Below are 22,868 nucleotides of genomic sequence, written 5' to 3' on the forward strand. Positions count from 1 at the left end.
CCTCATGTTCTATTCCTAGCTGCGCAGGATCAATCTTGTTTCCCTTCGAGTCCGAAAAGTACATCAAGGAAACGATCTTCTCGTGCGGAACAATCTCGTGGTATTCAACCGCATTCCAGAACTCCTGCCCATCCGGTGCTTTCATGCAGCAGAGAAATTTTCCCCCAACGCGAAAATCCATCTGGCAAACGGGCGCAGTAAAGCCCTTCGGCCCCCACCACTGCATCACATATTTCGGGTCTGTCCACGCCTTCCAAACCAATTCGCGTGGGGCATCAAAAACTCTTGTGACAACCATCCGCTCTGTCTCATTCAACGTGCTTTTTGTCATGTCCAACCTCCGCTTTCTTCATTTGATTCACAACTGCATCCAGCTTGTCGAAACTCTCTTCCCAGAATTGGCGATAGCCAATCGCCCAGTCGCTGATTGTCTTTATCGCCTCTGGCCTAAGCGTGCAAATACTCTCTCGTCCACGCTTCGTCTTGACTACAATCCGCGCCCGCACCAGGTAGGCAATATGTTTTGAAATCATCTGCTGCGAGAGTGCAAACGGTTTCGTCAATCCATGCACAGAGGCAGGCCCACGTGAAAGCCGTTCGATCATCGCCCGACGGGTTGGATCAGACAAAGCCGCAAATGTTGTACCGAGACTATCCACAACCATATGGTAGTGGATTTTCTATCGATGTCAAGTGTGAATTTCGCGATTCCTGAACCCAGCCTCATTCACCTGACGATGAAAGTGCGCACCGCAACCTGCGCAGGAGCGCGAGCCGCCAAGGTTGCGGCGCCGACATCAGGTGCCGGAAGAATGCGGATTGCCTCTGGAGCCTGTTCTCGATGCGCCACCGGCTTGTCGGGCAAGTGATCTTTGCAGTTGACTTTCGAGCGACTTTCGCGGCGAGTGGTAAATCGCCAATGCGCTCATCGGCACCGGTTTGTACCGATAAGTCGGCCAGTGTAGAGTGATCGTCAACAAGCACCAGCGACGCGATCAGTCAAAGAGTGGGTCCCGGATCTGCGGAAATTAAAAGCTTTGATCTCAACCTGTGCGTTTCGCTTGATGCGAGAGAGGCAAAGTGTGGGCGAGGTGGTCCGCCTGATGTCAATTCTCAACCCACAACCCAACCCACAAAAATGAATGTCTTATATGTCTTCCGCGTATTTTGGCAGTCCCCGCGGTCTTGTATGTTGTTGTAAAACCTAAAAACGGTGGGCTGTCACGGCAGAGGCCGCGGGTTCGAGTCCCGTCGTCCCCGCCACAATCTAAAGCCCTTATTTGATTGTGGACTGAATGGCCGTGTGCCTGAATGTGCGATTCGCGCTGTCATCCCCAAAAATATGGTCCAGGACGCGTGCCTGTGTTTGTCGTTTGGACTCTGGTAATCGCATGGCTGTATTGATCAAGCGCTGTCGGGTAGGACGCATGGCGCATCAATTCCTGCTGCACCTCAATATCCTCGACATTCGCCCTCAGCAACGTTGAGCGTGCGTGCCTCTGAGTGTGCAGCCCTCGCGCTTCTGGGCGCCAGTTTCGAAGCGCCGAGCACAATGTACCTGCAACCATAGGCCTTTGACGCCGTGTTTGCGCGGAAAGGTATCGGTGGCTGATGCGCAAAGCGCGCAATACGCTCGTTCACAATGCCCTTCAAGGGGACCAAGGGAGTGTGATTCATGTCACTGTATCCTGCACCCCCGAAATGAAAAGATTTACAGAGAGGACGTGTGGCATATGACTCCAGACGTCGCAGTCCAATCCGATCTGACCGAAGTACTCAGTACTCAGTCGACGATTCGCAAAACCGCCCGCGATTGGCCCGTAACTCCCAACCTTATTGATTACGCGGCCACAAGAGCATCATTCTCATGGGCCGCAGCTCGCGCAGAGCTTGCCGGCTTGCCGGATGGCCAAGGCCTGAACATCGCCTACGAGTGCGTAGATCGGCATGCCCAGGGCCTGCTCAGAGACCATCTGGCGATCCGCTGGATTCCAAAAGCAGGCGGCGTCCGCGATTTCACGTACGGTGATCTCCAAGGTCTAACCAATCGCTTCGCTAATGTTTTGGCCAAGCTGGGCGCGCAAAAAGGTGACCGTGTCTATGCCCTTGCCGGCCGCATCCCGGAGCTGTACATAGCCGCGCTTGGCGCCCTCAAGGCTGGTTGTGTTTTCTGTCCAATGTTCTCCGCTTTTGGCCCCGAGCCGGTCAAGGCACGAATGACCATCGGCGGCGCCAAGTTTCTGGTAACGACGCGTTCTCTTTACAAGCGCAAGGTGCAGGCCTTGCGGCAACAGTTACCGGACTTGCAGCACGTCCTGCTGGTCAACGATGACCCGCAATCTGAACCGCCGCCGGACACTCGAGATCTTGCCGCTTTGATGGCGACGGCCAATGATGAATTTCAGATTCAGCCCACTGATCCTGACCAGCCAGCCTTGCTGCACTTTACCAGCGGCACCACCGGCACGCCCAAGGGCGCGCTGCACGTTCATCAGGCGGTTGTCGCCCACAACATTACCGGCAAGCTGGCCCTGGACTTCCATCCCGACGACATCTTCTGGTGCACCGCCGATCCCGGATGGGTCACCGGTACGTCCTACGGCATCATCGCGCCGCTGACCAACGGCGTTACCAGCATCATTGACGAGGCTGATTTCGACGCAGAACGCTGGTACCGGATTCTCCGGGACCAGAAAGTCACGGTGTGGTATTCGGCGCCCACGGCCATCCGCATGCTGATGAAGGCGGGCAAAGATCTAGTCGCCAAGTATGACCTGCGTGCTCTGCGCTTCCTGGCGAGCGTGGGCGAACCGCTGAATCCTGAAGCGGTGATCTGGAGCAAAGACGCCTATGGACTGGCGTTCCATGACAACTGGTGGCAGACGGAAACCGGCGGCATCATGATCGCCAACCTTGCCTGCATGGACATCCGTCCGGGCTCCATGGGCAAACCTCTTCCCGGCATTGAAGCGGCCATCGTGCAAAAGCAGGGTGACAGTACCGTCGAGATCAATGAGCCCGGCGTTCAGGGAGAACTTGCTCTGCGTCCAGGATGGCCGTCAATGTTTCGCGACTACTGGCATGAGCGGGAACGCTACCAGAAATGTTTCCAGAACGGCTTCTATCTCACTGGCGATCTGGCCAAACGTGACGCCGACGGCTACTACTGGTTTGTTGGACGAAAGGACGACGTCATCAAGACGTCCGGCCACTTAATTGGGCCGTTCGAAGTGGAGAGCGTGCTGCTGGAACACAAGGCGGTGGCGGATTCGGCGGTCATCGGCAAGCCGGACCCCGTCGCCGGAGAAATTGTAAAGGCGTTTGTTCTCTTGCACGAAGGACAGACCCCGAGCGAGACGCTCCGCCGTGACATTCTTGCCCTTGCGCGGTCGCGCCTGGGCGCGGTGGTGGCGCCAAAAGAAATAGAGTTTGTCACCACGCTTCCCCGAACGCGCAGTGGCAAGATCATGCGCCGCCTGCTCAAGAACCGCGAGATGGGTCTGCCGGAAGGCGATACCTCCACCCTGGAGCAGAGCTAGATGAAAGATGGTGATGCCATGAGTTCCTCAACCGCCATTGAACAGCCCGCGCTGGCAAGTTCCGGCCAGGACCACGCTCTCTTCCTGCTCCGGGAGATGTTGCGCATCCGTCGTTTCGAAGAGAAATCCGCTGAACTCTACACCTTGAGCAAGATCCTGGGATTCCTTCATCTTTATATAGGCGAAGAAGCCGTGGGCGTGGGAGCCATGCAGGCTTTGACGCCGCAAGACCGCATCGTGGCCACCTACCGTGAACACGGCCAGGCTCTGGCCCGGGGCATTCCGGCTACGGCGCTGATGGCGGAGATGTACGGAAAAGCCACCGGATGCAGCCGCGGACACGGCGGCTCTATGCATTTCTTCGATGTTGGGCGCCGTTTTTATGGTGGATACGCAATCGTCGGCGGCGGACTGCCTATCGCCGTTGGACTTGCGCTGGCGGACAAGTTACAAAACAACCAAGGGACCATCACCGCTTGCTTCTTCGGGGATGGCGCGGTCGCCGAAGGCGAATTTCACGAGTCGCTGAATCTTGCGGCGCTGTGGAAGCTTCCGGTCCTCTTTCTGTGTGAAAACAACCTCTACGCCATGGGCACGGCGCTGGAGCGTCATCAGGCCCAGACCAATCTGCTGCTCAAAGCACAAAGCGAAGGCGTTCCTGCCGACAGCGTGGATGGCATGGACGTGCTCGCCGTGGAAGCTGCTTCGCGAAAAGCCGCCGAGTTCGTACGCCAGGGGTTTGGGCCATTCTTTCTGGAACTGCGAACCTACCGCTTCCGCGCCCATTCGCTTGCGGACCCGGACCTTTACCGCACCAAGAAGGAAATCGCCGAATGGCAGACGCGCGACCCAATCGCGACTTTTCAGGCCCGGTTGCGTGAGCAAGGGCAGCTGACCGATGACGATGTAACGAAGATGGAAGCCTCGATCGCAGCGGAGCTCGAAGAGGCAGTCCAGTTTGCAGAAGCCAGTCCCTGGGAGCCGGTAGAAGACTTGACCAAGGATGTGTGCGCGGCGGAGGCAGCCAAGCCATGAAGAAAAAGATGACATACCGGGAAGCGATCCGTGCCGCACTGCGGCAGGCCATTCGCAACGATCCGCGGGTCTTCCTCATGGGCGAGGACGTGGGACGCTACGGTGGGGCATTCGCCGTGAGCCTGGGACTGCTGGAGGAGCTTGGGCCGGAACGCATCCGCGATACGCCGCTGTCCGAATCCACTTTCGTCGGAGCAGGAATCGGCGCGGCGCTGGCCGGCATGCGTCCCATCGTCGAAATCATGACGGTGAACTTTAGCCTGCTGGCCCTGGACCAGATCCTGAACAACGCAGCCACGTTGCGGCACATGTCTGGCGGACAACTGAGCGTACCGCTGGTAGTGCGTATGGCCACGGGAGGCGCGCGCCGCATGGCGGCACAACACTCCCACAGTCTTGAAGGTTGGTATGCCCACATTCCCGGCATCAAAGTGCTCACGCCGGCCACGGTCGCTGACGCCGGCGGCATGCTGCTGGCAGCGCTCCAGGAACCAGATCCGGTCTTCATTTTCGAACACGCCACGCTTTATCCGCTGAGCGCCGAAATTGAAGAGGAAATTACCCCCGTTGATATTTCCCAAGCGGCCGTGTGCCGCCAAGGCAGAGACGTCAGCCTGATCAGCTATGGCGGGAGCCTCGGCAAGGCCATGCAGGCTGCGGAGCAGCTCGCGCAAAACGGAATTGAAGCTGAAGTCATTGACTTGCGCGTACTTCGTCCGTTGGATATAGGCACGATTGTGCAATCAGTAGCCAAGACCCACCGCGCTGTGATTGTAGATGAAGCCTGGCGCACCGGCAGTTTTGCCGCCGAGATTAGTGCGCAGATCATGGAAAAGGCCTTCGATGAGCTCGACGCTCCTGTATCTCGGGTCTGCAGCGCGGAAGTTCCCATGCCTTACGCCAAACATCTTGAAGACGCCGCTCTGCCGCAAGCCAGTACAATTGTGCGTGCGGTCCAGGGCTTCTTCTGAGTTTCCATCATGGCTGAATTCCTGATGCCCCATCTCGGCGCTGACATGACTGAAGGCAAGCTCCTTGGCTGGCGAAAAAAGCCAGGCGACCACGTGAGCCGCGGTGACATCATCGCTGACGTAGAAACCGACAAAGCAGATATTGAAGTAGAAGTGTTTACTACCGGAATTGTGGAGAAATTCCTGGTTGAGCCGGGAACCAGCGTTCCGGTGGGAACTCCGTTGGCGATTATTCGCACGGACGGCGAGGCGCCTTCGGTTCCGGTGCGGAGAGAAGCTCCACCGACGCAGATTCCATCGGCGGCTCCAACTCCCGCTGTGCCTGCCGCGAAACCCGTACTCGTTGTGCCGCCACCGTCACCGCATCGCATTCACATCTCGCCCGTTGCAAAGAAATTGGCTGCAGAACTTGGAGTTGACGTGGCTACGGTGACGCCGATGGGCCCCGGTGGCAGAATTACGCGCGAGGACATCGAACGTGCAGCCAAAGCCCGTCCCGCGGCGGTCCCTGCTACGCCGGCAACGCCTGTGCCGCCAGCAGCCGCGCCCGCTCCGGCAGTCATCGCACCGCCTGCCCCGCTCGACAAGCAGGCCCGGATGCGGCAAACCATCGCCGCCGCCATGGCCCGCTCCAAACGCGAAATTCCCCACTACTACTTGAGCACTACCATTGACCTGAAACATCTTCTCGACTGGCTTACCGAAGAAAATCAGAAACGGCCTGTCGAAGACCGCCTCTTGTATGGAGTGCTCCTGATTAAGGCGGTGGCCCTGACGCTTCGGGAATTCCCCGAATTGAATGCCGTGTGGGAAGCCGGACAATTGATGGTCAAGCCGGAGATTCATGTAGGAGTGGCAATCTCGATTCGCCAGGGTGGTCTGATTGCCCCCGCGCTGCATCAGGTGGACAAGAAGTCCCTCATCGAATTGATGCGCGACTTCCGCGATCTGATCCAGCGCGCACGCGCGGGCTCTCTGCGGAGCTCCGAGCTTTCCGAATCCACCATAACCGTCACCAGCCTGGGCGAGCAGGGTGTGGAGACCGTTTTTGGAATCATCTATCCGCCGCAGGTGGCCCTGGTAGGTTTTGGAAAAGTTGTTCAACGGCCATGGGTAGTGGATGGTCAAGCACTGGCGGTGCGCCCGGTGATTACCGCTACACTCTCCGCCGACCATCGCGTCAGCGACGGCCATCGCGGCGGCCTTTTCCTCAGCAGCCTGGAGCGGCGCCTTCAACAACCGGAGAAACTATGACTACGCAAGAGATCAAGGACACAGTGATACGGCTCTTGGGCACCATCGCCCCGGAGGCCGACTTCAATACGGTCAAACCGGATGTCGCCTTTCGCGATCAACTCGATCTGGATTCCATGGACATGCTGAACTTTGTGATCGCCATGCACAAAGAGTTCAACGTGGATATTCCTGAGGCCGACTACGCAAAATTAATTACGTTGGACGGCTGCGCCGCTTATCTGGAGTCTCACCAGCCATCACCTGCCACATAGGCAGCAGTCGCAGCAGCTCACGCGCCTTCGCTTCAAGAAAATCTAAGCGGACTTTTGCCCGGCGACCCGCACCGATACGCGCTCCAGAATCTGAAAGACCTCACGATCGGTCATCTGATCAAATTCCTGGTACCAGTGGCCCACGGTCATGAACCTCCTCGGCTCCATCAAGCAGACAACTTGATCAGCAGTCTTGTTGAGCTGAGAGACCGCATGGGAAGATGCCACCGGCAGAGCCACAATCACCTGGGCGGCGCCTTGTTGCCGAATTGTCTGGACCGCCAGCGAAAGACTTGATCCCGTGGCCGCGCCATCGTCAGTAAGAATAACAATCTTGTCTCTTACGTCCGGCATCTGCCGCTCCCGGCCATAGAGACGTTCGCTGCGCGTCAGCGCCTGCGTCTCACGCCGCACAACAGTGTCAACCAGGGCTTTGGAAAGATGCAGTCTTCTGATAACGGTGGAGTTGATCAAGGGGGCGGTTCCGCTGGCAATTGCGCCCATGGCCAGTTCTTCATGGCCCGGAACGCCCAGCTTGCGCACGATGAAGGTGAACAATGGAACGTTCAATGCGCGAGCAATCTCGGCGCCCACGGGCACTCCCCCGCGAGGCAGAGCAAGCACCACAACGTCACGCAGCTTGATATATGAACGCAGGCGATTGGCCAGAATGTAGCCGGCTTCGGTCCGGTCCTGAAATTTGAAAGTGTTGCTTGGCATAAATGCCCCCATGATCACCAACAATACGCAAAGGTCAGCTGGCGGCGGCGACCGGAGTTTTGCTCTCGGCAAAGACGCTCTCAGCAAGCATGCGCAGGCCATTGACGCCGCGGACCTCATTGTCAAACAGCGGAACCACCGCACGCACCGCGCCCGGAAAGTCTCGCCAGATCTGGGCCATGTAGGTGTCCTGCATGGCTACGCGGTTCTTGACGAACTCGGGCGAGTCGGGATGTACCTGGTCTTTCTGAATCAACATGTTCACGATCACGCCGCCGACCGGGATTCCGAAATCATGGAACCACTGTATGAACCGCTTGACCACGGCGATGGGCAACGCCTCCGGCAGGGTAATGAAGAAGAACGCGGTCTTCTCTTTGTCCGTCAGCAGCACGCGCGCGTGCTCAATGCGGTCACGAAATGTCAGCAAGTAGTCCATCAACGGGTCTTTTTCTTTCTTCTTGGTAAAAGAGAGCAGGTCACGGAGCGAGCGGGCCTCCTCGCGCGACTTCAGCATCTTGTTCACCCAGAGTGAATACACGCTGCTCATGCCCAGCAGCCGCCGGGCATTCGCGGTTGGCGCGGTGTCGAAAACGTAGGCGTCATATTCATTCTTGAACATCAGGTCCACCATGTTTTCGAACATGGCGGACTCTTCAAACGCCGGGTTCATGGTGGCGCTTTCGACGAAGGCATCAGCCTGCGTGGAAATCTCGGCGAATTTCAGGAACCACTGGATCTTCTGCTTGATATCGGCTTTCGATCGCTCAATGGTTTCCTTGGTGTCAATCTCATACGCCCAAAGATTGTTTGCGCCGGTGACCGGCGTCGGTTTGCCATAAACGTTCTGGCCCAGCAGGCCGGACAAGCTATGGACCGGGTTGGTGGAAGCCAGGATGGTCCGCTTGCCCTGATCGGCAAGATGCAACGCAGCAGCGCCGGCCATCACGGTCTTTCCCACGCCGCCCTTGCCCCCGAAGAACGTATATTTCAATTCCGGCTTGGACCGCACAAAATCAGCCATATTCAGTTCAATCTCGCCCATCATGTCCTCACCTCCGGCCGTTGCCGCTAACGCTGGCTTTGCCATTGCCGTTGCCGTACATGGTTGCGGCCAGCTTCTTGATCATTTCCAGACCGGTGACGTCGCGTTCCATCTCCGGCACGTAGCCCTTGACCTGGTTGCCCAAGGTTTTCTCGATCTCGCCCATGTACTCTGATTGCATCTTCACGCGGTTGCGTAAGTACGGCGGGCAGTTCTCCCCGGACAGTCCGGGCGGAAGAACACGGTTGACCACATAGCCCGCCAGGGGCACATCAAACTTGGCAAACATCTGGGCGGCCTGCGCGGTGTCAACGATGATCATCTTCTCGGGGACCACCACGAAGAAAAACGCCGTTTTCTTCTTGTCGGTCAGAATGCTCGACGACTGGTTGATCCGCCCTTTGATGTACTCCAGCTCGCTCAGGATATGGTCTTCTTCTGTGAGCTTCTCGCGTTTCATGCGCGCCACCATCTCTTCATGCTCGCGCATTTCATGGCGCAGCTTGGTGATGCGGTTGATCCACTCGTCATAGACCTTGGCCATGGACAAGTAATACAACGCGTGTCCCAGCGGCACCAGGTCGTAGATGTAGTAGTCGTAGTCGCCTTTCACCACGATGTCCACCACGGCATCGAAAATCGCCGATTCCTCCATCGCCGGCTCGGCGGATGCGGCTTTGATGTAGTTGTCAATCTCTTCCGGAATCTCCGTGAACCCGTACATGTCGCGGATCTTCTTGCGAATCTCTTCCTGGTAGGCCTTGATGTGGGAGTCGGCGTCAATTTCCTGCGCGTATAAATTAGGCATGATTTCTACCGGACCCTTGCCGAAGATATCTTTCTGGAAAATGTCGCTCAGCGACGCCTGCGGGTCCACGGAAAAGACCAGGACTTTCTTGCCCTGCTGCGCGAGCCAGTAAGCGGTGGCCGCGGAAAACGTGGTCTTGCCCAATCCACCTTTGCCCCCAAACATGATGTAACGACGATCTGGATTCTTCTCGAACACTTCTCTGAGTGACATGCTTGCCTCGCTTCCTGGACCACAGAATCTTTTTGCCGGCGCGCGGCCTCTGAAAGCTGCGGCTTCAGAACATGGCGTCGGAAACGTCCTTCTCGCGCAACATGCGCCGCTTCCAGGTGGCGATGTTCGGCACCACATAGGGCAGCAGGCGCAGTGAATAATACGGCGGCAGTATGGGCACACCAATCAAGTCCCCCATGGTGATCAGGATGAACAGGTGCTCCATGCTGGCGCGGGTGCGGACGGCGTAGCGTGACATGTCATGCGCGCCCATCCCGTACAGGACCTCTTTGATTTTTGTGAATGTGCTGCGTTTTTCTTCCTTCTTTTCTTCTTTTAGCTCTTCAGCCATGATGGTTTCTCCGCCCGCTGTCGCGGGCATTTCACATTCCGTGCAAGTCGTATTCCTCGGAATCGGGAAGGTCCCGGGTCCGCGAGACGCGCCGCTTCCAGGTGGCGATGCTCGGCACCACGTAGGGCAGCAGGCGCAAGGAATAAATTGGAGGCAGCACCGGCAGCCCCAGCATGTCGCCCAGCGTCACCGTCAAGAAGACGTTTTCCAGCGCTCCGCGCATCTCCGTTGCCTGGCGCTCAAATTCCCAGCCGGTCATCCCGTAGAAGAAGTCGCGGATTCGAGCGCTAAAACTGGGCTGTTCCAATCTATTGCTCCTTGCAGCACTGCTGCCTGACGTCGACCCGCCACCGGCGATCTACTCGAGTCCTTCTAGTCATCCTCTTGCCTGCGTATGTCCACACGGGCGCAAGCTGCTGGTAATAGCGGCACAAATGTGTTAACCACTGTGTGATGATTGAAATGATGGCAATTTCGCCGGAAGCGGGGAAGACGCTGTTTTTCGTGGCCGTCATCGTCTTCGTCGGCTGGTTTGCCGCAGGCATGTGGGTCAACGTACGCAAGGGCAATGCGGTGGCGCGCTGGATGCAAGAAGGCCTGCCGCTGATCGGCGAGAAAACCACGTTGCGTTGGTTGGGCACTTCCGGCGTGGAGTTGAAGCTCCAAAACCCGCGCAAGCCGTTGCTGAACGTGGAAATCTTCATCTTGCTGGAACCTCGTGACATCCCCTTCCTGTGGGGATATTTCCACGCCCGCGGCCGGCGCGACATTTTGATTGTGCGCTGCCAACTGCCTTCGAGCCCTGCGTTGCAACTCGAAGCATCCGATCCGCGCGCTTGGTCCCCTCGGGGCGTCCGCCGGGAAGAGGCGAGAAAGTTGTGGGCCCCAGTCGCTGCTCCGCCGGGAACGCAGGTGATTGCATCCGGCGAAGGCCGGCTGGAGATCGCCGAAAAGCTGCTGGCCCTAGCGGCTGGATGCCAGCTTCCCCTGGTCCGCTTGGCCATTCGGCGGGACGCGCCTCAGCTTGAAGTTCAATTGCAACTTCTCCGCTATGGAAACGTGTCAGCACGGCGTGTCTTTGAAATCCTCCGCGAGATCAGCGACCAGTTATGAAATCGGCCAGAGGGCCTGCCCATGCTGCTTTGCGGGCCTGCCCTCAGGCCGGTTAAGGTTAGTCCGCAGCAATTTCACGTATATGCTGAGGGTGCTCGCCACGCATGCGCCCCCAGGCCTTCCATGCATCCCAGGCAATCAGCAGCGCGGCAACAAACAGCAGCGCGGCCAGCACGATCATCGCGACCGCGCCAAAGACGTTGATCTTCTGCGCGGAGATGGCCGGATTGGAGAGGATGCTGGCGTACAAGTTGTAGGCGGTCACAACAATGGCCGCCATGGTGGTGATGTACATGAACACCATCGGGTAGAAGGCATACGCCGGATTGCGCTTGGTTGAGTACAGCCAGAGCGAAACCACCAGCAGACCCAGCGCCGCCATGAGCTGATTGGACGCACCGAACAACTGCCAGAGGTAGATCCACGTTCCGCTCAGTACCAGCACCAGAGTCAGCGCCATGGAAACAATCGCGGCGATGTGCGGGTTCTTGAAGCCAACCCACGCTTCGCCCAGCCATTCGCCCAGGGTCACGCGCATCACGCGAAAGACCAGCTGCACCACGGTGAGCACGATCACCACGAACACTCCAAAACCGAGCGCCGTGCCATAGGCGATGGGGAGGAAGCCAAAGCTGACGATGCCCAGGAGCTTGCCGACTCCCGCCGCAAACGCGCCCGCCCCCGCTCCACCCGCGATGGATACCGCGACCAGCGAGAGCAGAGCCAACGAGTACTCGGCGAACATTCCGCCGCCACCAATGGGCAGCGCGTCTGTCTCATATTCGAGTTGCCGCGCTGTGCCGATGGATCCCACCAGCGTATGCCATCCGGAAATAGCGCCGCAGGCGATGGTCACGAACAACATCGGCCAGAGCGGCTGGATCGCGGGCAAAGTCTGACCCGCAACCTGCTGGATCGGCATCCAGAGTTTGAAAGCGGGCAACTGGAAGGTTACTGCTTTCAGCAAATCGGCGTTGCCAAGGAGGCCCAGAATACCGCCCACAATGGCCCCGAGCGCTGAGAGCAGGATGGTCATGAACGTCAGCCAGAAGCCGATGTAGCTTACCGGTTGAGCAAATCGCCAGATCGGCAAGACCGTGCCCATGTAAGAGAAGGCGAAGATGAACAAGCACCAGAACACGAATGACGGGAGCACTTTGATCGCGCCACTCTTGTCCAGGTACTTGGGCACTACTTTGCCTTCCGGTGTGAGGGTGGTGATTCCCAGCCGGGGGTCGGCTTTGGTGGGATCAACAACGGTGTACATTGGTTTTTGACCGCTGATGCGGTTAATGCCGTTGTCAATCTTTTCGATCATGGAGTTAATCGGCCCGGTGTAGGTGATCGCCGTCGCGGGTTTGCCGTCAGGCCCCATGCCCTTGGCCGGAGTCATGCCGCGTGCGCCAATGGCCATTGATCCCACGGTGATGCCCAGTGCTATGAGCGTAACCGCGATCAGGTCCACCTTCCAGCGATAGAGCATTTGCCCGGCGAGCAGCGCCGATATGGCCAGCATGAAGATGCCGAAGGGGACGTCAGCACGCGGGTCCAAAATACCGGCAAGAATGCCCACGAAAGCCCCTGCCAGCAGCAGAAGGTAGAAAAAAATAAAAACGAACAGAATGGTCCGGGTGCGTGGCGCGATCAAGCGATGGGCAATCGCGGAGAGCGAATTGCCGTCATTGCGTACGGCCACCATGATCGCGGAATAGTCGCTGGCCCAGCCCACGAACATTACTCCCAGAGTCAACCACAGCAGGGCTGGCAGCCATCCCCACAGGGTGGCGGCGGCAACCGGTCCTACGATGGGGCCGGCCGCGGCAACGGACTTGAAGTGATAACCAAAGAGCACGTTGCGGCCGGTGGGCATGAAATCCACACCATCCATGTACAGCTTGGCTGGAGTAGCTTTTTTCATGTCGGGTCGGATGACGTCGCGGTCAATGCGGCGCGCGTAAAGGTTGTAGGCCAGATAAATCATCAAGGCGCCCAGAATGGCGACAAACGCTGCGTTCATCGGTATTTTCGCGACGACAACGCCGCCCAAGATGATTACCGGCAAGAAGAGAAGAAGCAGGAGCACTGCGCGGATGTTCATTGCGAACTCCTTCCGGTGCGAACCGATTAAGTTCACGCCGATTCGGGCAAAATACAGGGGGAGTCCGGCCCCTCAACATGCGGGCCGCGTTCCGGGTCGACCTGCCGCGCCAGAATGGCCCGTGGTTGATGGAGTTGCCCAAAGACAAAAAAATCACTCGCTACGGCCGCTGTTGCGGCACAAGGCGAGTGAAGAATCTGCGGGATTTACCAAGAGCCTCGAGCACAGGCTACGGCCCCTTCCCCGGTCATTACAATTATCCAATCCGTCGAATGGGTATTCTGTGATTCGCATCACAGGCGTTGCACACTGCCGATTTCGGACTGGAAGCCGGGCGGGCGAGCAGAAGAATCTGCTTCGCTGGATGCTGTTTGTTGCGCAATCCCGCGCGGCGACCTGATCCCGCCAATCCACTCATCAACACGCGTCCTCCTCTCTCTTCTCTGGTGTGACAGGAATCACTGAGAACGCCGAGCGTCGAGGCAGAGACTTTGAATATGAAAGCGAGTGATGTAATGACTAACTTTCCTTTGCAGATCACCTTTCGTGAGGGGATGACGTTGCCGGCTGCCGAGCTGTGGATACGCTCGGAGGCAGCGAAGCTCGAGAATTTCTACAGCCGGATCATGGGTTGCCGGGTGGCAGTTGAGAGTCCGCACCGCCGCCATCGGGAGGGCAGCCCATATCATGTACGCATTGATTTGACTGTGCCGGGTGGTGAACTCGTGGTCAAGCACGAACCCGGTCTGAAGACCAGCGCGCGGCAGTCGGGCGAAGCGGAAATCAAGAAACGCCTGGAAACCAGAGCGCCGCAAAAAAATCTTCGCCAAGCGATCCACCAAGCGTTCAAAGCGGCGGGCCGTCTATTGCAGGACTATGCACGCCGGCAGCGGGGCGACGTGAAGCGTCGAGAAGCGCGCCCATTGGCAAAAGTCAGCCAGCTCTTCAGCGATGAGGGCTATGGATTCCTGGCGACGTTGGACGGACGCAATATCTATTTCCACAAGGACAGCGTCCTCAATAAGGCCTTTGGCCGCCTTAAGGTGGGAAGCACGGTGAGTTTTGCGGAAGAACAAGGCGACAAAGGTCCGCAGGCCAGTACCGTGCGAATTGTGGCTAAACAGGGCGTCCGTCAAACTGCTCGTCGCGCTGCTGCCTGAACCGCGGCCATCGAGCCAGAACGCATCCGCGAAGGCCGGCTTCAAAAGAGCTGAGGAGCGCCGCTACTGACCTCAAGGCTGGTGTCGGTGGCCTGAGTCTTCTCGTCGCTGGCGCGCTTATTTTCCTGAGCGGCTTCCACGGTCATGTCGCGCATGCCAAAGCGCACGCCAATTTTCTTGAGGAAGTCTGTGGGAGGAAGGCCCCCCGCGAAGATCCACACAAAATCGTTGGGGATGGTCCGCTGCTGGCCCTGGACGTCCAGGACAACAGAATCCGGCTTGAACTCCACCGGCAGCGAGTTGAAGATGACCTGGATCTTGCCGGTACGCGCACACTCTTCGATGCGCTTGGAGTTGCGTTCCTTGATTCGCCCAAAGCGGGCTTGGCGGTAGGAAAGGGTCACCACGTTGCCCTTCTGGTGGGCGAGCCCCATGGCGGCTTCCACCGCGCTGTCGCCTCCGCCCACAACCAGTATCTTATGGTTGGTGTAGTGGTCGGCTTCAATCAAGCGGTACATCACTTTGGGCAGTTCCTCGCCTTTTACGCCGAGCTTGCGTGGTTCGCCGGCGCGGCCCAGAGCCAGCAATACCGCACGCGCGCGGTATTGCGTGGTGACAGTGGTGACGGTGAAAATGCCGTCCGGACCTTTTTTGATGTCCTCCACTTTCGCACCGGTACAAACGTTGAAGTCAGCGCGGTTGAGCACCATCTCCCAGAATGCCAGCAAGTGTTCTTTGGAGAGTTCCAGCTTCTTGAACTTGCCATAGGTGGGAAACTGCACCGGGCTGGTCATCACCAGTTTCTGGCGCGGAAATTTGGCGACCGTACCGCCCACTTCGTCGCGCTCCAGGGTGATGTAATTCAGTCCTTTTTCGATCGCACGCAATGACGCGCTGATGCCGGCCGGTCCTGCTCCGACGATGAGCACGTCGTAAACCCCGGGATCGTGCTTTCCCGGCGACCTTGATGACATCCTGCGGGCCAACAGGTCAATGCAGTCGCGACCCTGGTTGACGGCATTTTTGATCAGCGCCAGTCCGCCCAGTTCGCCCACGATGAACAGGTTCGTAATGCTAGTCTCAAACTCTGGCGTGAGGTACGGCATGTCCGCGCCCAGGCTGGGGCTGGCCATGACCATGGTGATGGCCCCAACCGGGCACGCGTCGGCGCACAATCCGTGGCCAATGCATTTGTGACCGTTGGCGATCACCGCTTGTCCGGCCAGCATGGCCAGCACGTCACCTTCCGGGCAGACCTGGGTGCAAGTAGCGCAGCCGATGCAATGCGATGTATCAATGTGCGGGTGCTGGCCGCGGGGGCCGTCAGAAAACAGCTTGCCTTGTTCCAGGGCCTCACGAGCGCGCTGGTCTCTCTTCTTCTGCTTGGTGAGATAGCGCAGAACAAAGAAAAGCGTAACCACCACCGCCAGCCCAAATGCGAACAGACTTTCCATGAACCCTTACCTCATCAAGCCGAACAGAGAAGCAATGGCGATGTGGACCAGCGCAAGCACCGCAAACGAATAACTGAACGGCCGGTGTACCACGTGCCACAAATGCAGGATGCGCTGCGACTTGGCGAGGAACAGCAGTTTCTTGGAAAGGCGCGCCTGATCGCGCGCGACCGCGATGATGTGTTCCAGCTTATAGTTTCGCGACGACACAAAGCCGGCCAGTGTGACGACCTTGCCGAAGAAGCCCAACGCTCTGCGCCGTACGCGGGCCACGCGGAAGGGCCGCTTGAAGTCGATCCACAGGAGGGCCCCCAAGGCGCGCAGCAACGATTCGCGCTCAACGTATTTCGGAGACGGCAATCGGAAAAGGACCGCCAGGTCGTTGGGTCGCACCACATTCTGGGCGCTCAGTTGCGCGGTCAGGCTCTCCTGCCGCTGCTTGAGTTCCTGCAAGTTGACCTCAGCCGAGTTCATGCTGCGCGGGATTTGCGCGTAGATATAGCGTCCGGCGATGCCGCTGAGCGCCACCGCGAACATGATCCAGTAGGCCATGCCGGCGATGCCGCTGAATTTGAAGGACGCGTGCAGCGCGATGACCACCGGCGCGGTCAGCCCCAGCACGATATGGAAATCAAGCCAGTGCCGCGAATTGCCGATTTTGCCCAGCCACTTCCAGCGCTTTCGCAAAGGGTAAATGAAGATCAGGAGAAACAGAAACACGCCGAAAACACCCAACGACAGGCCGATCAATCCGCCAGGGCGAAGCATCGCATGACGCGGATGATACGGGCGGTCCATCGGCGAAGACAGGTAGTACCCCATCCCGTAATAAAGGATGGCAGCGGTAACGGCCATGGCCGCGAGCGCACAGAGCGCCACGCGCAGCTTGTGGCCTTTGCTGGCCTCGGGGCTGCTTATGGTCGCGGTGGTAGTGAGTCCTAGTGTGCTCATTGCTCCTTCGCCTTCAGTTTCTCCAGGTCCACGCTCTGCGTTGTGCTCACGGAGAAAAGATGATAGTTGGTGAAGCGGTGCACGTTTTTCCAATGTTGCTTGGCGGTATTCACTTCCACGGTGGCCTGGGCCGGCAGCCAATACGTGGCGTTGGGCGGAAACCCTACGGCCGCGTACTCAACTTCACTGCGCAGGCCCTTCAGACCAAGGTCTTCCAGGCTGGCGCCCAGTTCGGTTTCGATGTGTTCCACTACGCCGCTGGCCGGGTCAATGCGCGCAGTACCGGAAAAAGAAAGCGGGTATTCGCGCCCGCGCAGCAGAAGGGCGGCGGGCGTCGGGCGCCCTTTCACGTGCTGGAAATGCACCAGAGCGTAGACTTTGCCGTTGACGTGCACGTCCGGCAGCCTTTCAAACGTGAAGCTGGGCTGGTAATAGGGATGGAAGACCAGCATCTGCGTGGCGAACCCGTTGGTCACCAGCAGCGACACGTTCTTCTTTCCGTGCGACTGCTTGAGTGCCTCCCGCGCTTCGTACAGCACCGGTTCGTTGCCTTGGTTCTGCGCGAGGACCAGGTAGTCGAACGACGACTGCACGCGTTCTTCCGCTTTGCCCTTGAGATTCAGCTTCTCTTGCAGAACATCTTCGTTGCACTTGACGTCCGCCAGTTTGTCCAGGAAGCGGGCAGCGCTGGCGCCGGCGCGGTTCAGCAACTGTTCCAGCGTATCGGCTTGCGCCGCAGCCGTCTGCGCCGTCGCCAGCCACGCCGGTAACAATGCCAGCACGATTCTTACCGTCGCCTTGAATCTCATCATTTGCGTCTCCCCGAATCAAAGCGATAGCCCATGGTCATAAGCCACTGGTCAAAATTCTGCTGGCTGCTGCGTTGCATGTTGAACCCTGACTCCAGGAAGTAGTGCCCGCCCAGGTTCAGGTCAATGGTGGACCCCAGCAGCTTGTAGTTGGTGGCCACGCCCAGGGACGAAACAAAATCCTGGCGGCCGGCGGTGACTTCAATTCTCACGGCTTCAGCGAAGCTGCGCGAGACGGAGGCCGCGCGATAGTTGCCCTGGCCAAACGAACTGGTGAACTTGGAGTAGCGAACGTCGCCCCGAATGCCGGTGAACCACAGCTTGGCCACCGTGACGCCGTAAAGCTGGTTGAGCGAACTCTTGGCGTCGCCGCTCTTGCTGCTCTGGCCGAAGTTGTTATACACGCTGATGCGGCCGGGAAGTTCCACGCGGGCGCCGGCGCTGAGTCCCTGGAACAGGAACTTGTCCAAGAGCCCGGTGCCGACCAGGTTGGCGTCAAAGGTGGGGACGTCGCGGAAGTAGTTGTGGTTCACGTCAAACGACAGCCGCGAAAACGGCTGGATACGCAGAGTGGCGAAGCTGCGGCTCAAGCCGTCCGTGGTGCCGCCGGTGGGAAGCCGCTGCTTGTCCGCCTGCGCAGAGTGGTAGATGGAGAGGAACCTTTTGTAGAACAGGCCGTTCTCAGAAAAAATAAACTGGCGGTCTTCGCGCCACTCAATGGCGCTTACGGCGATGCCCTCCGTGCTGGTGAAGCGGACGCTATCAAAGCTGCCGCCTTCAAAGGCGACAAACGATCCGGCCAGCCGGCGGTCCTGGTTGTAATCGAAGGAAGCAGGATCAGGCGTGGTGCCGCCGAAAATGCCGATCGTCGTATGTTTGCCCAGCTTGAGCCCTCCATAGCCGCCGTCAATGGTGTCCAGACTAGGCGCCCAGGGCAAATAGAGCCGACCGACGCCGGCGGTCCAATGCGATTGCGGGTTCACATACGTTAATCCGATGGTGTATGTGCGGTTGACCAGGTCGAATACGCTTTGCGGCGCCGGCGAGGTGGTGGAGGCCGAGCGAATGTTGAGACGCCCGCGCCAATATCCATTCAAATTCCAGTAGGACCCGCCGATGCGAGTAATGTCTGCGCGCACCACGCCGCCGGTCTGCGAACTGTTGATCACCGTGCTGCCGCGGCTGCTGATGTATGTGTAGTCCAGCCCAATTCTTCCGCGCGCGCGATTCACTTCCGGCAGCGGCGGCTTGGGGACGCTCGCACGCACCTCTTCATCCAGCGGGTCGCCCTCTGAGAACGCGATCACCTGCGGATACTTGCGCGTGGGCCCCAGCGTGCGCATCTCGACCAGCTTGTCCTGATCGCCTTGCGAGAGCTGTGCGACGTCGCCGCGCTGGATGTCAGCGTTCTTGGTGCGGACCTCACAGACCGCGGACGTGTTGGAGACCGAGACTACGGCAACTTCGGCGACGACCGGGCGGTTGGCGAGGTCACTGCCGTTGGCTGCGGGATCGCCCGCATGCTTCAGCGCAAGGACCATGCCTTCGGCCAGGCCCGCGCTCTTGCCGCCGTCAATGTACACCGCGTCTTCGGCGACGTATTTCACTTTGAAGTCTGTTTTCAGGGCTGCACTTGTGGCTGCCATGCCGGACACAGCTGCCGGGACAGCTTCTGGTTCCGCGACCGGGACCTCTGGTGACGATGGAGTGGCAACAGCCGCGCGCGTTTCGAGAGCCGGCTTGGCCGTGCTATTGGCTGAGTTGCTGGGCGATGCCGGAGGCTGAGCCGTCGCAACCGGTGCTGGCGCGGCGACAGGTCTCTTAGTTACTGCGGAAGCGATGGTGCTTGGAGCGGACTCAGCGCTGCTTGCAGGCGCGGGCGCGGTCTTAGATGCCGCGGCTGCTGTGATTGGCGCGATTGGGGAAGGTGGCGTGACATTTGCAGGGGCCGGAGGCTGCGGCGGAGTTGCATTAGCAACGCTGACTCCCGCATCTCGATTCGCTGGATTTGCCGCAGGCTTTTTGTCGGCCGCTACTGTGGCGGTTGGAGGTCCGGGATTTGCAGGAGGCTTGGCGGCTACTGTTGGATTCGCAACCGGTGAGGACGCAGGCGCAGCGGGTTGCTTCGCTGCCGTGGCAGTCGCGGGCGAATTCTTTTCACGCTTCCTGCGCGCTATTTCCCGTGCCGCGTCAGCGAGAGAAATTTGTCCGTCCGCAGGCGTGGGCGCCGGCGCCGCCTTGACCGGAGCAGGAGCGGAAGTGGTCTTGGCCGTCTCCTGGTCCATCTCAACCAGGGGCGCTTTGAAAACTGCATTGCGCCCGTCTTGAAGCAGGGGCGTTACGGGAAAGTTCGGCGTGCGCGTGTTCTTATCGTGGGCGACGACAACCAGAGTGGCAATATCGCCACGCCGGACGTCACCGCTCTGGGTGCGGACTTCGCATTGCGCCGACGTGCTGGACACCGACACGATCGTCAGCTTGGCGATGATGACACTGCCCTTGAATTCGCCATCGCCCGCGCCGGCGAGCACGCGGGCACGCTTGATGTTCAGCGTCATGCCGGCAGCGAGGCCGTCATTCTTGCCGCCGTCAATGTAGATGACGCGGTCGTCAACCTGTTTGACCGCAAAGGTGGTGCGCGCCGCCGAGGCAGAATCTTGCGCTGCCAACAACGAATTCGCCCAAATAACTAGGCAAGCCAGTACTAAAAGGCGCCTCATCAACCTGCACTCCCTGTGCGATGGCATGAATAGCAATTCGTGCTGTTGTAAACGTAGTTGCGCACGCCGGAGTGATGAGCGTCTGTGGTCGTCTTGTCATGGGCGTGGCAGGAAACACAGGTAAAGACTGCATAATTCGCAGAGTTGGTGTGGCAATCAGCGCACGTCGTCCATTTGCCCGCGTGGGTGCCGGAGTAAATGGGGAACCAGGTGTGGTTGAAAGTGGCGCCAGTCCAGGCCGTGGTGTTATGGCACGTTTGGCAGGTGGTGGGGAATGCCGCCGCAATGTGGTTGGGATTGGTGGTGGCTGTGAAAACTGTCTTGTGACAAGAGTAGCAGTCGGTGGGAGTGCCGGCGTAGCGGCCTCCGACATGACAGTTGGCGCACGCCACGCTGGTGTGGGCGCCGGTCAAGGGGAACACGGTCTTGCTGTGGTCAAAGATGGAAGGCACCCACGCCGCGGTGTTGTGGCACACCTGGCAGTCCGTGGGGAAGCCGCTGGTCAGGTGGTTGGGAGTGGTGGTCTTCTGGAAGTTCGTCAGGTGGCATGAGACGCACGTGGTGCTCAAGCCGACGAAGACTCCGCTGGCATGACAATTGGTGCAGGTCAGCGTGGCGTGAAATCCGGTCAGCGGAAACAGAGTTTTGGAGTGGTCAAACGTGGCGGTGAGCCAGGTTGCCGTGCTGTGGCACACCGAGCAGTCCGTGGGGAAGCCCGCAGCCACGTGGTTGGGATTGGTGGTGGCCTGGAACGTGGTCAGGTGACAGGCACTGCAGCCGGTGGGCGTGGCGGAAAACGCTCCGCTGGTGTGACACTGGGCGCAGGTCGCGTTGACGTGGGCCCCCGTCAAAGGGAACTTGGTCATGGTGGTGTGGTTGAAGGTTGACGTCAGCCAAGTGGCCGTGGTGTGGCACTGCTCACAGGTTTGCGCGAAGCCGCCGGTTACGTGGTTGGGGTTCGTCGTCTTCTGGAAAGTGGACAGATGACAACCTGAACACTGCGTGGGCGTTGCGGCAAAGTTGCTGCCGGCAGCGTGGCACTGCGTGCATTGCAGCGCGATATGCGCCCCGGTCAGCGGAAACAACGTTTTAGAGTGATCAAACGTCGCGTTCAGCCAGGTCGCGGTGGTGTGGCACTGCGCGCACGTCTGCGGGAACCCGGACGACGCGTGGTTGGGGTTCGTGGTCTGCTGGAAATTGGCCAGGTGGCATCCAACGCACTGCGTGGGCGCTGCAGCATAGTTTCCGCCCTGGGTATGGCACTGGGTGCACTGCACGGTCAGGTGCGCGCCGGTGAGCGGGAAAACGGTCTTGGAATGATCAAAGCTGGCGTTGCCCCAATTGGCGGTGCTGTGGCACTGCTCGCAGGTTTGCGGAATACCGTTGGAGGCGTGATTGGGGTTGGTGGTCGCCTGGAAGTTCGTCAGGTGGCACGACACGCACTGGGTCGAGAGGCCGACAAACACTCCACTCGAGTGGCATTGCGAGCACGTCGTGCTCACGTGCGCCCCGGTCAGCGGGAACTTGGTCATGGTGTTGTGATCAAATCTCACGCCCAGCCAGGTGGTGGTGCTGTGGCACATGGAGCATTCCTGCGAAAACCCGGCGCTGGCATGCGGCGGGTTCTTGGTGCCGTTGAAGTCGGTAAGGTGGCAGCTGACGCAAGCCGAGCGCGCGCCGGTAAAGACGTTGTTGGCATGGCAGGCGGTGCAATCCAGCTTGGCGTGCGCGCCGGTCAAGGCAAATCCGGTGAACTTGGCGTGGTCAAAACGCGCGCCCAGCCAGCTATCCATGGAGTGGCACTGCTGGCAATCCGTGCTGTAGCCGATTTTTACGTGGCTGGGGTTATTGGTGGCCGCGTACTCGGCGGAATGGCAGGAGTAGCAGCTTGTGGAAAGTCCCACAAACTGCCCGCTGGCTGCGCCTTTGTGGCAGGAGTCGCACGTCAGCGGAGCGTGCGCCCCAATCAGCGGGAAGCGGTTCTGGTGCTGCTGAATGTCCTTGATGGAAACGTTCCAGCCTTTGACCGAGTGGCACGATTCGCACTTGGCCCCCATCTGCCCGCGATGGATGTCGGCGTGGCATTCCGCGCATTTGTGGCCAACGTTGGTAAACACCAACTTGGCGTGGCACTGCGTACAGCCGACCGACGCGTGCATACCGCGCAGAGGATAAGCAGTCTTGTTGTGATTGAAATCGGGTACCGCACGGATCGGCTTCCAGCTCATGCTGGTGTGGCAGGACTGGCAGGCGATATTCAATGCGCCGTGCGGGCTACGGGTGGAAGCCGAGTCTTGCTTGGCCTGGCCCGAAAGCATCAGCGGCGCCAACAACGCAACTACAAAGAGCAACATCTGTTCCACCTTGGGTTC

The 22,868-nt window shown here is 59.0% G+C and carries 20 protein-coding genes; 7 read left to right on the plus strand and 13 right to left on the minus strand.

Annotated features, from left to right (window positions below):
- Together LAO20_07425 and LAO20_07430 are read right to left on the minus strand one after the other, a co-directional pair.
- A partial coding sequence (locus tag LAO20_07425) for an SRPBCC domain-containing protein (protein MBZ5531244.1) occupies positions 1 to 331 on the minus strand: 331 nt, incomplete at its 3' end.
- Positions 309 to 665, minus strand: a complete 357-nt coding sequence (locus tag LAO20_07430) for a metalloregulator ArsR/SmtB family transcription factor (protein MBZ5531245.1) — start codon at positions 663 to 665, stop codon at positions 309 to 311. The genes LAO20_07430 and LAO20_07425, both read right to left, overlap by 23 nt.
- A gap of 1,068 nt (positions 666 to 1,733) precedes the next feature.
- On the opposite strand from LAO20_07430, the gene acsA reads away from it, so the two are divergent.
- The 5 genes from acsA to LAO20_07455 are packed head-to-tail and all read left to right on the plus strand — an operon-like array spanning position 1,734 to position 7,053.
- Positions 1,734 to 3,539 carry an acetate--CoA ligase gene (gene acsA / locus LAO20_07435; GenBank protein ID MBZ5531246.1) on the plus strand — a complete coding sequence of 602 codons (1,806 nt, stop codon included), beginning with the start codon at positions 1,734 to 1,736 and terminating at the stop codon, positions 3,537 to 3,539.
- A gap of 18 nt (positions 3,540 to 3,557) precedes the next feature.
- The gene (gene pdhA, locus LAO20_07440) at positions 3,558 to 4,574 is read left to right on the plus strand and encodes a pyruvate dehydrogenase (acetyl-transferring) E1 component subunit alpha (protein ID MBZ5531247.1); all 1,017 of its coding nucleotides are present in this window, start codon (positions 3,558 to 3,560) and stop codon (positions 4,572 to 4,574) included.
- Entirely contained in the window at positions 4,571 to 5,545 is a 975-nt protein-coding gene (locus LAO20_07445) for an alpha-ketoacid dehydrogenase subunit beta (GenBank protein MBZ5531248.1), read from the plus strand. The genes pdhA and LAO20_07445 overlap by 4 nt, the downstream gene beginning before the upstream one ends.
- Before the next feature lie 9 nt (positions 5,546 to 5,554).
- Positions 5,555 to 6,799: a 2-oxo acid dehydrogenase subunit E2 gene (locus LAO20_07450; GenBank protein MBZ5531249.1), complete on the plus strand. Its 1,245-nt coding sequence runs from the start codon at positions 5,555 to 5,557 to the stop codon at positions 6,797 to 6,799.
- Positions 6,796 to 7,053, plus strand: a complete 258-nt coding sequence (locus LAO20_07455; protein MBZ5531250.1) for an acyl carrier protein — start codon at positions 6,796 to 6,798, stop codon at positions 7,051 to 7,053. Before LAO20_07450 ends, LAO20_07455 begins: the two co-directional genes overlap by 4 nt.
- Positions 7,054 to 7,095: 42 nt before the next feature.
- Here the strand turns inward: LAO20_07455 and LAO20_07460 are convergent, their stop codons facing one another.
- From LAO20_07460 to LAO20_07480, 5 genes are all read right to left on the minus strand, one after another.
- Positions 7,096 to 7,773, minus strand: coding sequence for a phosphoribosyltransferase (locus LAO20_07460; protein ID MBZ5531251.1), 678 nt, complete (start codon positions 7,771 to 7,773; stop codon positions 7,096 to 7,098).
- 34 nt (positions 7,774 to 7,807) lie between these two features.
- The gene (locus LAO20_07465; protein MBZ5531252.1) at positions 7,808 to 8,863 is read right to left on the minus strand and encodes an ArsA family ATPase; all 1,056 of its coding nucleotides are present in this window, start codon (positions 8,861 to 8,863) and stop codon (positions 7,808 to 7,810) included.
- Positions 8,826 to 9,839: an arsenical pump-driving ATPase GET3 gene (locus LAO20_07470; GenBank protein MBZ5531253.1), complete on the minus strand. Its 1,014-nt coding sequence runs from the start codon at positions 9,837 to 9,839 to the stop codon at positions 8,826 to 8,828. Before LAO20_07470 ends, LAO20_07465 begins: the two co-directional genes overlap by 38 nt.
- Positions 9,840 to 9,903: 64 nt before the next feature.
- Positions 9,904 to 10,191 (minus strand): hypothetical protein, encoded by a 288-nt coding sequence (locus LAO20_07475; protein MBZ5531254.1) that lies wholly within the window; start codon positions 10,189 to 10,191, stop codon positions 9,904 to 9,906.
- 31 nt (positions 10,192 to 10,222) lie between these two features.
- Positions 10,223 to 10,498 carry a hypothetical protein gene (locus LAO20_07480; GenBank protein ID MBZ5531255.1) on the minus strand — a complete coding sequence of 92 codons (276 nt, stop codon included), beginning with the start codon at positions 10,496 to 10,498 and terminating at the stop codon, positions 10,223 to 10,225.
- Positions 10,499 to 10,653: 155 nt separating this feature from the next.
- On the opposite strand from LAO20_07480, the gene LAO20_07485 reads away from it, so the two are divergent.
- Positions 10,654 to 11,304 carry a hypothetical protein gene (locus LAO20_07485; protein ID MBZ5531256.1) on the plus strand — a complete coding sequence of 217 codons (651 nt, stop codon included), beginning with the start codon at positions 10,654 to 10,656 and terminating at the stop codon, positions 11,302 to 11,304.
- Between the two features lie 58 nt (positions 11,305 to 11,362).
- On the opposite strand, the gene LAO20_07490 is transcribed toward LAO20_07485, so the two are convergent.
- On the minus strand, positions 11,363 to 13,402 hold the full coding sequence (locus tag LAO20_07490; GenBank protein MBZ5531257.1) for a carbon starvation protein A: 2,040 nt from the start codon (positions 13,400 to 13,402) through the stop codon (positions 11,363 to 11,365).
- 515 nt (positions 13,403 to 13,917) lie between these two features.
- Here LAO20_07490 and LAO20_07495 point away from each other — a divergent pair.
- On the plus strand, positions 13,918 to 14,562 hold the full coding sequence (locus tag LAO20_07495; GenBank protein ID MBZ5531258.1) for an HPF/RaiA family ribosome-associated protein: 645 nt from the start codon (positions 13,918 to 13,920) through the stop codon (positions 14,560 to 14,562).
- A gap of 41 nt (positions 14,563 to 14,603) precedes the next feature.
- Here LAO20_07495 and LAO20_07500 read toward each other — a convergent pair whose 3' ends face one another.
- Genes LAO20_07500 through LAO20_07520 form a run of 5 tightly spaced genes read right to left on the minus strand, consistent with a single transcriptional unit; the run spans position 14,604 to position 22,850 of the window.
- Positions 14,604 to 16,016, minus strand: coding sequence for an NAD(P)-binding domain-containing protein (locus LAO20_07500; protein MBZ5531259.1), 1,413 nt, complete (start codon positions 16,014 to 16,016; stop codon positions 14,604 to 14,606).
- Between the two features lie 6 nt (positions 16,017 to 16,022).
- Positions 16,023 to 16,967 carry a hypothetical protein gene (locus tag LAO20_07505; GenBank protein MBZ5531260.1) on the minus strand — a complete coding sequence of 315 codons (945 nt, stop codon included), beginning with the start codon at positions 16,965 to 16,967 and terminating at the stop codon, positions 16,023 to 16,025.
- Positions 16,964 to 17,779, minus strand: a complete 816-nt coding sequence (locus LAO20_07510) for a hypothetical protein (GenBank protein MBZ5531261.1) — start codon at positions 17,777 to 17,779, stop codon at positions 16,964 to 16,966. Before LAO20_07510 ends, LAO20_07505 begins: the two co-directional genes overlap by 4 nt.
- Positions 17,776 to 20,445, minus strand: coding sequence for a hypothetical protein (locus LAO20_07515; GenBank protein MBZ5531262.1), 2,670 nt, complete (start codon positions 20,443 to 20,445; stop codon positions 17,776 to 17,778). Before LAO20_07515 ends, LAO20_07510 begins: the two co-directional genes overlap by 4 nt.
- Before the next feature lie 50 nt (positions 20,446 to 20,495).
- Positions 20,496 to 22,850, minus strand: a complete 2,355-nt coding sequence (locus LAO20_07520) for a hypothetical protein (protein MBZ5531263.1) — start codon at positions 22,848 to 22,850, stop codon at positions 20,496 to 20,498.
- Positions 22,851 to 22,868: the final 18 nt, after the last annotated feature.

The organism is Terriglobia bacterium (assembly GCA_020072815.1).
Lineage (GTDB): Bacteria > Acidobacteriota > Terriglobia > Terriglobales > Acidobacteriaceae > Angelobacter.